The sequence below is a fragment of the Acinetobacter sp. ANC 4636 genome, from assembly GCF_054454555.1.
This window is the reverse complement of record NZ_JBTKVD010000019.1, coordinates 20,413-34,027: the sequence shown is the minus strand read 5'-3', so window position 1 is coordinate 34,027 and position 13,615 is coordinate 20,413. Positions and strand designations below refer to the sequence as shown.

Genomic DNA, 13,615 nt, shown 5'->3' with positions numbered 1-13,615 from the left:
GTTGGGGGTGCTTTTTTATGCGTGAGATGAAATAATCAAACTAAAATAGCCTGTATTGACAATTATAAAAATATAAAATTATTGACTAAGTCAAAATAGTTATACTTTATTTACTGAATAGTGATATAGATAGCATATACGCTGTATAAATTTAGCTAAGCACTTTCCTCAGGAGCCGAAAATGACTCAATCGGAATTAGTGAAAATCGGAAAGCTAGAAATTAAATACCTGATTGATGGATCTGTTCATAAGGGGATGGGATTATTTGAATTGACTGTTCCTTCAGGATCGAATGTCCCGCCACCACATAGCCATATCCATAATGAAGAATGCATCTACGTCCTTGAGGGAATATTACGTTATTCGGTAGATGATGTTACACGTGATTTGCATCCAGGTGACGTGATGTGTACGCCCAAAGGTTCCGTGCATGGATTTAGTAATCCATATGAAGAGAAGGCACGCGTACTCATTATGCTAACACCTGATATTGGCGTACAGTATTTTCGTGACGTTGCCAGCATAGTCAATGCTGGTGAACCGCCAGACATTACGCAAATTCTTGCAGTGATGGCACACTATGGTCTTGTTCCCGCTTCGTAGTATATTTATATATTTAACAGTACCATCCTTTATGTATGGCTAGCCAACTTTCTTCGATATTCGCTCTCTAAACCCAACTGTTTAATTATTTAAGAAAATTAGGTCATTTAATCATGAAACTCAATTCTTTCACTCCAATTCCTGAAGATGATGAAGAACTTCACTTACCAGAGCTTGTTTATTGGTCATCTTTAGGTGATATGGAACAAGTTGAACAATTATTACTAGATGGTTCAGATCCAAATCAGACCGATGATGAAGGTTATAGTGCACTGCAAGCTGCTGCTGAAAACGACCATTTAGATGTGGTCCGATTGTTAATCAGTAAAGGTGCAAGAATCGATCATCGGGTTAAATATACGGCACTTGAGCTTGCAGAAATGGCTGGAAATACAGACGTGGTCACATTTTTAAAATCCTTGTAACGCATTTAATAAATACGTAAGCCCAATATCTTGATTGGGCTTAAATCTATTTTGTCCGAAATTTATAATGCTGCTTCTAACTCTTTTTCGTGACGCCTAACCTGACGTGCATATTTCTTGGCTTTATGTCGTGTCCAAAAACTGGATTCATAGCCTGTTGGTCCAACATTATAATAAGCTGTGGCTTTAAACCAACTTCCTGATAATTCATGGTAGTGATTTAAAATATAGGCACTGCATTGGATATTAGTCGCTTCATTGTGTAAATCTCCCACACATTTTTCTTGCCAATAGCTTGGAATAATTTGTGTGAGGCCAACTGCACCTGTAGCTGAGTGCGCTGCACTATTGTAGTTAGATTCTTGCTTAATGAGTGCAGCAACCAGTAATGGAGGGACTTGGTACTGATCGGCACTTTGAATAATCATTGGAGAAAGTCGCTGTGCTTTGGATGGCGATACCGTATAGGCTTTTTGTAACCCTGAAGATAGACGTACAGAGCGAGAAGCAACCGAGCCACTATGTGGTCCAAGACTGGTGCAACCTACTAATGTTGAAAGTAATATTATTGGTAAAATGTTATTGAAATAAAATATTTTTTTCTCTTGAGTAAGCAAAATTTAAATCCTAAGTGTATTGAGAATACGAAGATATTAATTTTCTTCAATTTATATGGTCAAGCATTGATAACTCTTTTATATTAATTCAAATTGTTGGGCTTTTACGCGAAATTTTCAGTATTGTAGACCTATTTAAAATAGGTAAAGGTGGATATTTATCTGTTTTGAGGCGGGTATAATTTACGTTTTCTTGTATGTTTTTTATTAACTATATGCTATAACCATAAGAACGGCATAAAAATTGCTTGGGTCTCTTGGGATAGAAATCTTTATGAAGTTGTCTGTAGGATTAAAAATTGCCAACTCATTGTCGCTCACGCCACAATTGCAACAGGCTATCCGACTTTTACAGCTTTCTAGCCTTGAATTAGAACAAGAAATTCAAATTCAGTTAGAAAGTAATCCATTACTTGAAAAAGTCGAAGATTTGTCGAGTGCGGATGCCGATAGTAATAGTGAGGCAGAGCATGAGTATGAAAATAAGGATTTAACCCAAGAGTTAAATGCCGATTATTTACCTGATGATTTGCCCGTTGATACCGATTGGGATGAGGTCTATACCCATCAATCGACAGCATTGGGTGCAGCAGAATTTGAAGAGCGTGAAGATAATCGCCAAAGCCATTTAAGCTTGCAAGAACACATGCTTAATCAGGTCAATTTATTGCATTTCTCTAAAATTGATCAATTGATTGCCTATTGTATTATCGACTCATTGGATGAAAAAGGTTTTCTGGATGCTGAAATTGAAGAAATTACAGCGTCGGCACAGCATTTATTAAAAGAACTAGATTACGATGACATTATTGAAGATGAAGAAGTTCTGGTTGTTTTAAAGCATTTGCAACGTCTTGATCCGATTGGAATTGGCTCACGTAACTTGGCAGAGTGTCTAAAAATCCAGTTGGAATATCTTCCGGCAACGACGGCTTCACGTTATGAAGCTTTGAAAATGCTTGAGTATTATCCATTACTGGTTACTAATGACATTAACAAACTGATGAAGCAAACTGGATTAAATGCAGAGCAATTAAAAGCTGCCATTAATTTGGTTAAAACTTTAAAACCGTATCCAGGTAGTGATTTTGATTTGTTGGAGTCGGAATATCAGATTCCTGATGTGGTTGTGATGAAAAAACAGGATCATTGGCAAGTTCAGTTGAATCCAGATGTCATACCGAAATTACGCATTAATTCATTTTATTCCAGTATGATTCGCCGCGCTGATCAAAGTGCTGACAATCAGTATTTGCGCAATCAAATGCTGGAAGCCAAAAATTTTATTAAAAGTGTTGATGAACGCCATAAAACTTTGCTGAAAGTAGCAAGTTGTATTGTTAGACATCAGAAAGCCTTTTTGGAACAAGGCCCAGAAGCGATGAGGCCTTTGGTGCTGCGTGATGTTGCAGAAGAAGTTGAGTTACATGAATCTACTGTATCTCGGGTGACGACCAATAAGTATATTTTGACGCCGCGCGGTTTGTTTGAGCTGAAATATTTCTTTTCAAGTCATGTAGGCACAACAGCAGGTGGGGAGTGTTCCTCAACAGCGATTCGCGCCATGATTAAGAAAATGATTTCGGTGGAAAACCCACGTAAGCCATTGTCTGATAACGCAATTGCTAATTTATTGAAAGAGGATGGAATTGATGTGGCACGGCGTACGGTTGCCAAATATCGCGAATCATTGAACATTCCGTCATCTTCTGACAGAAAAGTATTGATTTAAACAGGTGAATTTGTTAATTCTAAAGATTCATTATGACAACATGATGAATTTGTTTTCTTGGAGTGGCTCAACATGATCGAATGATAGTCAAATGAACTAAGATTGTATTCATCATGAGCCGTGACGATCTTTATCCTGAACATTAATGAGGGATAGTGGTATGCAATTAACAATTCGTGGACATCATTTAACAATTACACCTGCGATAGAAGAAAATATTCGCACTAAGTTTGACCAGATGACCAAACATTTTGATCAGGTCAATAGTATGCAGGTGAAACTCTCTAGAGATCATCAACTTGATAAACGTTCTCGTAAAGGCAGTTCCAATCATATTGCCGAAGCGATTGTTCGTTTACCTGGTGTGGAATTTTTTGCACAAGCTTGTGCCGATGATATGTATACTTCCATTCAGAAATTAACTGAGAAAATGAAAAAACAACTGGAAAAACATCGTAAAATGCAAACGATTTTTCCACAAGTTATTGTTCCAGTTTAATTTTTAACTTAAGGAAAAGAGGTTTTTTATAAACCTCTTTTTTTATGGCAATTTTACGATTGCCTAATGAATAATTTTTTTTAGATATAGTAAAATAACCAGCTTTTACAACGTAGGTCTTACACGAGGTCTTTTAACCATGAATAGTGAACAGCTCACTGAAATTTTGAAAGCAACTTTTCCACATGCGGAAGTTGTTGTGAGTGGACAAGCGGGAAAGTTTGACCTACGTATTGTCGATGATCAGTTTGAAGGTAAACGTCCAGTTGCTCGTCAACAAGTCGTTTATGCACCATTGAATGATTACATTGCCAGTGGCGAAGTGCATGCCGTGACGATTCGCGCAATGACAAAAGAAGAATGGCGCAAAGCTAGCTTGTTTGGAGCTTAAGGATTTATGGATAAATTTCTGATCCAAGGTGGTCAAAAGCTAGAAGGTGAAGTGCGGATTTCTGGGGCAAAAAATGCGGCATTACCGCTATTGGCTGCCACCATTTTAGCCGATTCACCGATTCGCATTTCTAACATGCCAAACCTACGCGATGTCAATACACTAGTGAAGCTGATTGCAGGCTTGGGTGTTGCCATTGAATATGCTGGTGATACAGTTACAGCCGATACTTCAACACTCAACAACCAGTTTGCACCGTATGATCTGGTCAAAACCATGCGCGCCTCGATTTTGGTGCTTGGTCCATTGGTGGCTCGTTATGGTGAAGCGAAAGTATCTTTACCGGGTGGTTGTGCCATCGGTTCACGTCCTGTGGATCAACATTTAAAAGCACTTGAAGCTTTGGGTGCGCATATCGAAGTTGAGAATGGTTATGTACATGCCAAAGTTGACGGACGCTTAAAAGGTGGTGAAGTCATCTTTGATATGGTGACTGTCGGCGGTACGGAAAACATTTTGATGGCTGCTACACTAGCTGATGGTGTAACGACTATTCGTAATGCTGCACGTGAGCCTGAAATTACCGATTTAGCCAACATGTTGATTAAAATGGGCGCTAAAATTGAAGGCTTAGACACTGACACCTTGGTTGTGACAGGTGTTGAGAGTTTGCATGGCTGTGACTATGCCGTGGTGGCTGACCGTATTGAAACAGGTTCATACTTGGCTGCGGCTGCGATTACGGGTGGGCGTGTCAGAACCACGCATACTGATCCTGCATTGCTGGAATGTGTCCTCGACAAGTTTGAGGAAATGGGTGCAGAAGTGACTCGTGGTGAGGACTGGATCGAGTTGGACATGCAAGGTAAACGCCCTAAAGCTGTTAGCTTCCGCACTTTACCGCATCCTGATTTCCCAACTGATATGCAAGCTCAGATCATGGCAGTCAATGCAATTGGTCGTGGTTTTGCGACGATTTCAGAAACTATTTTTGAAAACCGCTTTATGCATGTTCCTGAATTGTCACGTATGGGGGCTAATATTCAGGTGGAAGGCAATGATGCGGTGGTGACAGGGGTTGAGAAACTTTCGGCTGCACCTGTAATGGCAACTGATTTACGTGCGTCATTTTCACTGGTGTTGGCAGCGCTTGCCGCAGAAGGTGAAACCCTGATTGATCGTATTTATCATATTGATCGTGGTTATGAGCATATTGAAGCGAAACTGCAAGGTATTGGCGCAAAAATTAAACGAGTAAGTGGATAAGAAATGAACGAGTTTAGAAACGATGATCCAAATTTTAACGTCATGGGTAATTTTGATCATGGTTTAACTTTAGCACTCAGTAAAGGTCGAATTTTAAAAGAGACTTTACCTTTACTGGAAACTGCAGGCATTAATCTGCTTGAAGACCCAGAAAAATCACGCAAATTGATTTTCCCAACCACGCATAAACTAGTTCGTATTTTGATTTTACGTGCTTCAGATGTGCCAACGTATGTGGAAAATGGCGCGGCAGATTTGGGTGTTGCTGGTAAAGACGTGTTGATGGAACATGGTGCTCAAAATGTCTATGAGCCATTGGACTTGAAAATTGCCAATTGCCGTTTAATGACTGCTGCCAAAGTGGGGATGGTTCACCCGCAAGGTCGCCTCAAGATTGCCACCAAATATGTCAATTTGACCCGTCAATACTATGCAAGCTTGGGCGAGCAAGTCGACGTGATCAAACTGTATGGTTCTATGGAATTAGCACCATTGGTCGGCTTGGGTGATTATATTGTTGACGTGGTGGATACTGGAAACACTTTGCGTGCCAATGGTTTAGAACCACTTGAAGAAATCTGTAAAGTCTCTTCTCGCTTGATCGTTAACAAAGCCAGCTTTAAACGCAAACAAGTCTTGTTGAATCCGATTATTTCGCAGCTTGAAATTGCTGTGAATGAGCGTCAAAAGCAAAAGTAATTGCTTGCGAATGAAAAAACCGTCAAATTTTGGCGGTTTTTTTTATGCTCAAAATAATATGAATCTGAGAACGTGAAGTTTCTTGTCATTGAACGAATTTTTATCGCACTCTATTTTTATCTATCTTCATAAAAGTAATTTTCCATCAAGCTTTTGTGATAGATGTCGAGATGTTATCCACAAGTCAGCTGAAACAGGGTAAACTAAAACCTCATTTTTGTTTAAACACCTTGTGGGTAAATTGATGCGACGTTTATCGACTCAAGCGCAGGACTTCAAGCAAGCCTTCGCTAATTTATTGGCTTTTGAAACAGTCAATGATCCAGAACTGCTCAAAACTGTAGACCAGATTATTGCCGATGTGCGCCAACATGGCGATGCACATGTACTTAAATTAACTCAGCAGTTCGATCGACATCCAGCGCATCAATTTTCAGATCTTGAATTGTCTCAAGCTCAGCTTAAAGCTGCATTTGAGGGTTTAAACGCAGAAGTGCGTGAAGCGCTGGAGCTGGCTGCCAACCGTATTCGTTCTTTTCATCAGGCACAAAAGCAAGATGGCTGGAGCTATATCGATGATCTGGGTAATACCTTAGGGCAGAAAGTTACTCCATTAGACCGTGTCGGGATTTATGTGCCAGGTGGTTTGGCATCTTATCCATCGTCAGTGCTCATGAATGCCGTGCCTGCACATGTTGCGGGTGTACCTGAAATTATCATGGTTGTGCCTGCACCGAATGGTGAATTAAATCCATTGGTTCTGGCGGCTGCGTATTTGGCAGGGGTACATCGCGTGTTTACCATTGGTGGTGCACAAGCAGTTGCGGCATTGGCATATGGTACAGAAACCATTCCTCGTGTAGACAAGATCACAGGACCAGGTAACCGTTTCGTGGCAGCAGCAAAACGTGCGGTGTTTGGTCAGGTTGGTATTGACATGATTGCAGGGCCGTCTGAAATTTTGGTGTATGCCGAAGGTCAGAACGATGCCAAATGGATCGCGATGGATGTGTTGTCACAGGCAGAACATGACACCGTGGCTCAAGCGATTTTGATCACGCCAGATGAAGATTTCTTGAATGAAGTGGAACAAGCGATTGAAGAACATTTGGCTGCGTTGCCAAAGGCAGAGATTGCCCGTACTTCAATTGCCAATCGTGGTGCATTGGTGTTGGTCAAAGACCGCGCAGAAGCGATTGAGCTAATTAATCAGGTTGCGCCTGAGCATTTAGAATTGTGTTTAGATGATGCAGAAGCCATGAGCCAAGACATTCGTCATGCAGGCGCGATCTTTATGGGACGTTTTACGCCTGAAGCGATTGGGGATTACTGTGCAGGGCCAAACCACGTTTTGCCAACTTCAGGTACAGCCCGTTTCTCATCACCACTGGGTGTTTATGATTTCCAAAAACGCTCAAGCTTGATTATGTGTTCTGAGCAGGGTGTAAAAACACTGGCGAAAACTGCAGACATTTTGGCGCAAGAAGAAAATCTGGATGCGCATGCACGTTCTGCACGTTACCGTTATCAGCCTGCTTAATTATTGATATAGATTTAGGGGCTGTTTTTTCAGCCCTTTTTTGAGATTGCACTATGAATATTTCAAATCAGCAAATGCGCTTCTGGAGCCCAGAAGTTCGCGAGCTTGAGCCTTATATACCAGGCGAACAGCCAAAAATTCAAAATTTACTCAAACTGAATACCAATGAAAACCCATATCCACCATCACCAAAAGTTGTGGCAGCAGTACAAGCGGTGTTGGCAGACGGGGCGGATGCGTTACGTTTGTACCCAGACCCTGATGCAAGTGCTTTAAAGCAAGCTATTGCAACACAGCAGCATGTCGATGTCTCACAGGTTTTTGTGGGTAATGGTTCAGATGAAGTTTTGGCGCATATTTTTAAGGCGTTTTTCCTGCAAGATCAGCCAATTTTATCGCCTGATATTTCTTATAGTTTCTATCCTGTATATAGCCAGTTCTTTGGTATAAACACGAAAACTGTGCCATTAAATGAGCAGTTTGAAGTGGACGTTGCTGATTATCAGCAGCCAAATGGCGGCATTATTGTTGCCAACCCAAATGCACCGACCAGTATTGCCTTATCACTCGACAAAATCGAACAGTTGTTACAAGGCAATCCTGACCGTGTTGTGGTGATTGACGAAGCTTATGTGGACTTTGGTGCAGAATCTGCGGTGGCATTGGTCAACAAATACGAAAATCTGGTGGTGTGTCAAACAACCTCGAAGTCCCGTTCTCTTGCAGGCTTGCGGGTTGGGTTTGCGATTGCACAACCACATCTGATTGCGGCACTCGAAGCAGTTAAAAACAGCTTTAACTCGTATCCGATTGACCGTTTTGCGATTGCTGCAGCGGTTGCATCGTTTGAAGATCAGGCTTATTTTGCCGAGCATTGCCAAAAAGTGATTGATTGCCGTGAGCAGTTGGTGGCAGATTTGACCAGCGTTGGTTTTAAGGTATTGCCATCGAAAGCCAACTTTATTTTTGCAACACATCCTGAGCGTGATGCAGGCGAGTTGGCGGCTGAGTTACGAGCGCAAGGTATTATCGTGCGTTACTTCAATAAACCACGTATTAACCAATACTTGCGTATTACGGTTGGCACGACTGAGCAAAATCAGCGTCTGGTCGATACCTTGAAAAATCAGATTTTATAAGCTGTTTTTAAAATAAAAAAACTCGCAGTTTCGGCTGCGAGTTGATCTGTTTAATAAAAATAATGAGAAAATTGATGAAAAAAATCCTTTGTTTATTTAGTCTTTTATATTGTTCATACTCAGCTGCTTATACCCCTGATTTAATTTTAATTGGGCAAACCAATGTGGGTAAGCATTACCTTGATAAGAATTCAATTAAAAGAATAAATAGCTCGCTCAAACAAGCTGTGATTTATGAGAAATTTTCGAAACCTGTAAAATTTGATTCAGAAACACCGTATCAGTCGGCAATCAAGTATCATCTTTTTAATTGTAAAAAGAGAGAAATTGTTGATTATAAAGGTGAATTATATCAAGGCTTAACTTCTAATACTGCATTTATCTCAGGTTTTAATAATGCGAAATATATAAATGGTGATACAGGTGAAACGCATTATAGCTATGACATCCTTGAGTTTAAGACCTTAGCACATCTCAAGAGATACGGGACGCAAGGCTCTTATATCACACCTTATTATCAAGAAGCTTTTGATATCGTTTGTCGCTAGACATTCAAGATTTTTACAATGAGAAAAGCCTTGTTATTCTCATTGTAAAATTAAGCTTCAAGTCTGCCACGTATTGAGTAAATTCAGCATCGCAGAAATTTTGTCAAAACATTCCTGATATTCCGCCTCTGCTTGAGAGGCAATGGTAATGCCACCACCTGCCCACATCGACACTTCCTGCTGATACTTCTGTACTGAACGAATCAGAATATTCCAGCGTCCCGTACCATCTTGGTTAAAGTAACCCAACGAACCACAATAGGCGCCACGTGGTTGCTGTTCCAGTTCGGCAATAATTTGCATGGCACGGATTTTCGGTGCGCCTGTAATTGAACCACCTGGAGAGGCTTTAAGCAGCATTTGCATAGGTTGAATTTCAGATTTCAAATTTGCCTGAATCTCGCTGACCATATGATGCACTTGTTCAAAGCTTTCAATTTCAAACAGTTTATTGGTTTTGACTGTACCAATTTCAGCATAGACACTCAGGTCGTTACGCAGCAAATCCACAATCATCAGATTTTCAGCCTGATCTTTTTCGGACTGGCTCAAGCGCTGTTTTGACTCAGCATCTAGCATAGGGTCAGTATAACGAGGCATGGTGCCTTTAATCGGGCGCGTGATAATCTGCTGCTGTGCCTGAAAATCAATAAACAGCTCAGGCGAACAACTGAGCAATTCAAATTCGCCAATTTTTAAATACCCTGCATAAGGGGCATTGGTCAGTTGCCAGAACTGCTCAGCAGTTTTAAGCAGTAAACCTTGTGCCTGTCCAATAAATTGCTGGGTCAGATTAATCTGATAACAGTCGCCCGCACGAATATAATCAATGATGTGATTGAAAGCCTGAATATACTCAGTTTTTGACCAGCGTGCCTGACAAGTTTGGGTTAATTGGAATGTAGTTTTTGGCGCTTCGAGATGAAGCAGATCTTGTATTTTTTGAAAAATTTGCTCAGCGATTTCAGGGCTTTCTAAGCTATAAAACACCCAACCTTGTGCATGTTCATGTTTCAGAAACGATAAATATTGCCCTAAATACAATGCAGGCTGGGCATGTAAGGGGGCTTCAACATCCTGACGAGCTGCGTAGTCGTAACCGACAAAACCCATCCATCCCCCTTGAAACTGGGTTGCAGTTGACTGTGCTGGATTGGACTGACAATGAATCCAGTCTTCAAGTGACAAATGTTGCGCTTGAGCTTCATAACCAAATTGTGCATCACGCACAAAATGCTGGGTGTGTTGATGTTGAATCAACTGGTACTGTTGCGGTAAAAACGCAATCACAGGATGATCATCATCATTGAGATAAATCAAACCTGTGAGCTGTTGTAAACGCAGCAATAGATCGGCTGTGGAAAAGTCAAATTGTGATAGTGCTTTTTGCAGGGAATAGCAACTGGACATATAACAATAGGTTGCAAAAAAGAAAGGCAAATAGTGAAGCAATTAACGCAGATAATCAATGCCTAGTCGGGACTAGGCATGATGAGGTATTGAGTTTTAGCCTGTTTCGTCAATCCGTGTACCAATGGTTTCCATATGCATTGGAAACTGGTCAGATTTACGATCAGCAAAATAATGCTGCAAGGTGTGTTGTACGCTTGGGAAGGCTAAATCGTCCCATGGAATCTCATTTTCAGCAAACAGGCGACATTCGATGGTTTCAGGCCCTGCACCAAATTTCCCATCTTTTAGCGAGGCTTTGAACAGCACATAAATTTGCCCGATACGGGGAATGTTGTACATACAGTACAGTTTTTCAATATCAATTTCGGCTTCAGCTTCTTCAAGGGTTTCGCGTGCAGCACCTTGTTCCATGGTTTCAAACAGCTCCATGTAACCTGCGGGCAATGTCCACAAACCATAACGTGGTTCAATCGCACGGCGACATAGTAAGACTTTATCCTGCCAAGTCACTAAAGCACCACAAATAACCTTTGGGTTTTCATAATGAATATTGCCACAATGTGTACAGACTTGACGAAATTTACTATCGCCCAAAGGGATTTGGTCGGCTGTAGGGTGTCCACATTTTACGCAGCAGTTCATAATGAATGATCGGTGAAAAAAGAGATGGTTCAGCATAACTGAAAAATTGAGCTTTCGCATCATTTGCATGAGCGTTGAACAGGGAACAGCAAAAAATAGGTGATGACATGAGTACAAAAACATTGATTGATCATTTACAGAAACAGTTACGGTTTGCCCGACATGTAGAGCCTGCACAGGCAGCGGTACTGATTGCCATTACTAAAGAAGATGATCCTAAAGTTCTGCTGACTCGCCGTTCTAAACATTTGAATCAACATGCAGGAGAAGTGTCTTTTCCTGGCGGAAAACGCGATCCTGAAGACAGTAGCAATATTGCGGTTGCACTGCGTGAAGCACATGAGGAAACGGCATTAAATCCTTACGATGTTGAGTTAATTGGTGATTTGCCGATGCTGCAATCCAAAAGCGGTTTGAGTGTCAAACCTGTTGTAGGCTTGATTCCTGCGCAGGTCGATCTGGTGGCACAGCCTACTGAAATTGATCGAATTTTCTTTGTCTCGCTGCAAGAGTTGATGGAAACACCCACCCAGCCGCATGCAGTCCAGTATCAGCAACAAACTTTATATTTTCCGAGTATGCATGTTGAACAAGAAATTGTTTGGGGGCTCACCGCACGGATGCTGGTCAGCTTATTCAAATATGGTTTAAAGTACGATAAGGAATGGCCATTTTTGCTGAATACAGCACCACTTTCAGTCGATTTACATGAAATGACAAAGTGACAAATTTCAATGTCACAACAATAAGGAAATCAGAATTATGATGTATAAGTTTCAGGGATATACACCAACAACGACACAGCAGCCGTGGAATGGCTGGATTGCAGAAAGCGCAACCGTGATCGGGCGGGTCGAATTGGGGCGTCAGGTCAGCATCTGGTTTGGTGCTGTGATTCGGGGTGATAACAGTCTCATTCGGATTGGTGATTTTAGTAATGTGCAGGACAATGCAGTGCTGCATACCGATGCAGGAATTGATTTAACCATTGGCAAATATGTCACCATTGGGCATAAAGCCATGCTGCATGGTTGCACGATTGGTGACAATACCTTAATTGGCATAAATGCCGTGATTTTGAATCATGCTGTGATTGGTAAAAACTGTATTATCGGCGCGAATGCCCTAATTCCTGAAGGGAAGGTTATTCCTGATAATTCTTTGGTCATGGGTTCACCTGGAAAAGTGGTGAAAACTGTTGATGCCGAAGGCGAAGAAAAACTCAAACAAAGCGCTTTGCATTATGCTGAACATTTTAAAAAGTATTTGAACTTGGAGCCGTATTGGTTTCATCAGGATTAAATAAAGCAGGCTTAAGCTGCAAATCATAAAACAATGCTAAGTTTGTACTGGGTATTTTTATATTCGCGAAGTATGGACGACTAGAGTATCATACGTGCGTTTTGTATTTTGTAATGTAGGGCATGCATGAAACTGCTAGCACTCGAAACAGCAAATGAACACTGTTCAGTTTGTCTGGTCGAAGATTCACATTCTGTTTTTTTTGCACTGAATGAACAAGCCAAAGCACAAACGCAAACTTTGCTCCCGATGATTGAACAAGGTTTGAGTCAACAGGGCTTAACAACGTCACAACTCGATGTGATTGCATTTAGTCGTGGGCCAGGCTCATTTAGCGGTGTGCGAATTAATGCAGCAGTGACACAAGCGCTGGCATGGGCAAATGATCTTCCTGTCATTGCTGTATCGACTTTGCAAGCTTTGGCTCAGGCAGCTTATCGGATACATGGGCTGCGTGAGGTGACTGCGGTTTTAGATGCACGCATGAAAGAAGTCTACATTGCCAGTTTTCAACTGGATGCAGACAACATTATGCAAGCTGTCGATGAAGAACAGTTACTTGATTATGCAACTGCTGTTCAAGCTCAGCGTTTTACGCTGGTTGGCTCAGGTAGTCATCTTTTAGATGTTGCATCAAGCCAATACAATACACTTTGCCCAAACGCACAAGATATCGCCACCATCGCCATACCTCAAGCACAACAACAACACTGGGTGAGCGCCGAGTATGCACTGCCTGTGTATTTACGTGACAATGCCTGGAAAAAAATCCCAGAGCAAGGTAAACCTTAACTAGGA

Annotated in this window: 16 protein-coding genes; 13 read left to right on the top strand and 3 right to left on the bottom strand. The window is 41.3% G+C overall.

Going from position 1 to position 13,615, the window contains the following annotated elements:
• The first annotated feature begins 181 nt into the window (after positions 1-181).
• Both ACX1N5_RS14450 and ACX1N5_RS14445 read left to right on the top strand, forming a co-directional pair.
• A complete protein-coding gene (locus tag ACX1N5_RS14450) occupies positions 182-604 on the top strand; it encodes a cupin domain-containing protein (protein ID WP_458803154.1) in 423 nt (140 codons plus the stop codon).
• Positions 605-717: 113 nt separating this feature from the next.
• Positions 718-1,029, top strand: coding sequence for an ankyrin repeat domain-containing protein (locus ACX1N5_RS14445; RefSeq protein WP_131381473.1), 312 nt, complete (start codon positions 718-720; stop codon positions 1,027-1,029).
• A 62-nt stretch (positions 1,030-1,091) separates the two neighbouring features.
• Here the strand turns inward: ACX1N5_RS14445 and ACX1N5_RS14440 are convergent, their stop codons facing one another.
• Complete coding sequence (locus tag ACX1N5_RS14440) at positions 1,092-1,625, bottom strand: lytic transglycosylase domain-containing protein (RefSeq protein WP_458803206.1); 534 nt, start codon at positions 1,623-1,625, stop codon at positions 1,092-1,094.
• Between the two features lie 295 nt (positions 1,626-1,920).
• Between ACX1N5_RS14440 and ACX1N5_RS14435 the strand changes: the two genes are divergently transcribed.
• From ACX1N5_RS14435 to ACX1N5_RS14400, 8 genes are all read left to right on the top strand, one after another.
• On the top strand, positions 1,921-3,378 hold the full coding sequence (locus ACX1N5_RS14435; RefSeq protein WP_131381471.1) for an RNA polymerase factor sigma-54: 1,458 nt from the start codon (positions 1,921-1,923) through the stop codon (positions 3,376-3,378).
• Positions 3,379-3,538: 160 nt separating this feature from the next.
• Entirely contained in the window at positions 3,539-3,877 is a 339-nt protein-coding gene (gene hpf / locus ACX1N5_RS14430; RefSeq protein ID WP_131381470.1) for a ribosome hibernation-promoting factor, HPF/YfiA family, read from the top strand.
• Positions 3,878-4,016: 139 nt separating this feature from the next.
• A complete protein-coding gene (ibaG, locus tag ACX1N5_RS14425; RefSeq protein ID WP_004750547.1) occupies positions 4,017-4,268 on the top strand; it encodes a BolA family iron metabolism protein IbaG in 252 nt (83 codons plus the stop codon).
• 6 nt (positions 4,269-4,274) lie between these two features.
• Complete coding sequence (gene murA, locus ACX1N5_RS14420) at positions 4,275-5,534, top strand: UDP-N-acetylglucosamine 1-carboxyvinyltransferase (protein WP_131381469.1); 1,260 nt, start codon at positions 4,275-4,277, stop codon at positions 5,532-5,534.
• A gap of 3 nt (positions 5,535-5,537) precedes the next feature.
• Positions 5,538-6,233 (top strand): ATP phosphoribosyltransferase, encoded by a 696-nt coding sequence (hisG, locus tag ACX1N5_RS14415; protein ID WP_131381468.1) that lies wholly within the window; start codon positions 5,538-5,540, stop codon positions 6,231-6,233.
• 232 nt (positions 6,234-6,465) lie between these two features.
• Positions 6,466-7,773, top strand: coding sequence for a histidinol dehydrogenase (hisD, locus tag ACX1N5_RS14410; protein ID WP_458803158.1), 1,308 nt, complete (start codon positions 6,466-6,468; stop codon positions 7,771-7,773).
• A gap of 53 nt (positions 7,774-7,826) precedes the next feature.
• Positions 7,827-8,912 carry a histidinol-phosphate transaminase gene (gene hisC / locus ACX1N5_RS14405; RefSeq protein ID WP_131381466.1) on the top strand — a complete coding sequence of 362 codons (1,086 nt, stop codon included), beginning with the start codon at positions 7,827-7,829 and terminating at the stop codon, positions 8,910-8,912.
• Between the two features lie 74 nt (positions 8,913-8,986).
• A complete protein-coding gene (locus ACX1N5_RS14400; protein WP_458803161.1) occupies positions 8,987-9,460 on the top strand; it encodes a surface-adhesin E family protein in 474 nt (157 codons plus the stop codon).
• A gap of 57 nt (positions 9,461-9,517) precedes the next feature.
• Here ACX1N5_RS14400 and ACX1N5_RS14395 read toward each other — a convergent pair whose 3' ends face one another.
• Together ACX1N5_RS14395 and ACX1N5_RS14390 are read right to left on the bottom strand one after the other, a co-directional pair.
• Complete coding sequence (locus tag ACX1N5_RS14395) at positions 9,518-10,870, bottom strand: anthranilate synthase component I family protein (RefSeq protein ID WP_458803162.1); 1,353 nt, start codon at positions 10,868-10,870, stop codon at positions 9,518-9,520.
• A 96-nt stretch (positions 10,871-10,966) separates the two neighbouring features.
• Positions 10,967-11,515: an NUDIX hydrolase gene (locus ACX1N5_RS14390; protein ID WP_004750561.1), complete on the bottom strand. Its 549-nt coding sequence runs from the start codon at positions 11,513-11,515 to the stop codon at positions 10,967-10,969.
• 107 nt (positions 11,516-11,622) lie between these two features.
• Between ACX1N5_RS14390 and ACX1N5_RS14385 the strand changes: the two genes are divergently transcribed.
• From ACX1N5_RS14385 to tsaB, 3 genes are all read left to right on the top strand, one after another.
• A complete protein-coding gene (locus ACX1N5_RS14385; protein WP_458803164.1) occupies positions 11,623-12,240 on the top strand; it encodes a CoA pyrophosphatase in 618 nt (205 codons plus the stop codon).
• 37 nt (positions 12,241-12,277) lie between these two features.
• On the top strand, positions 12,278-12,817 hold the full coding sequence (locus tag ACX1N5_RS14380; RefSeq protein WP_458803166.1) for a gamma carbonic anhydrase family protein: 540 nt from the start codon (positions 12,278-12,280) through the stop codon (positions 12,815-12,817).
• Positions 12,818-12,943: 126 nt separating this feature from the next.
• The gene (tsaB, locus tag ACX1N5_RS14375; RefSeq protein ID WP_004750566.1) at positions 12,944-13,609 is read left to right on the top strand and encodes a tRNA (adenosine(37)-N6)-threonylcarbamoyltransferase complex dimerization subunit type 1 TsaB; all 666 of its coding nucleotides are present in this window, start codon (positions 12,944-12,946) and stop codon (positions 13,607-13,609) included.
• The last annotated feature ends 6 nt before the right edge of the window (positions 13,610-13,615 follow it).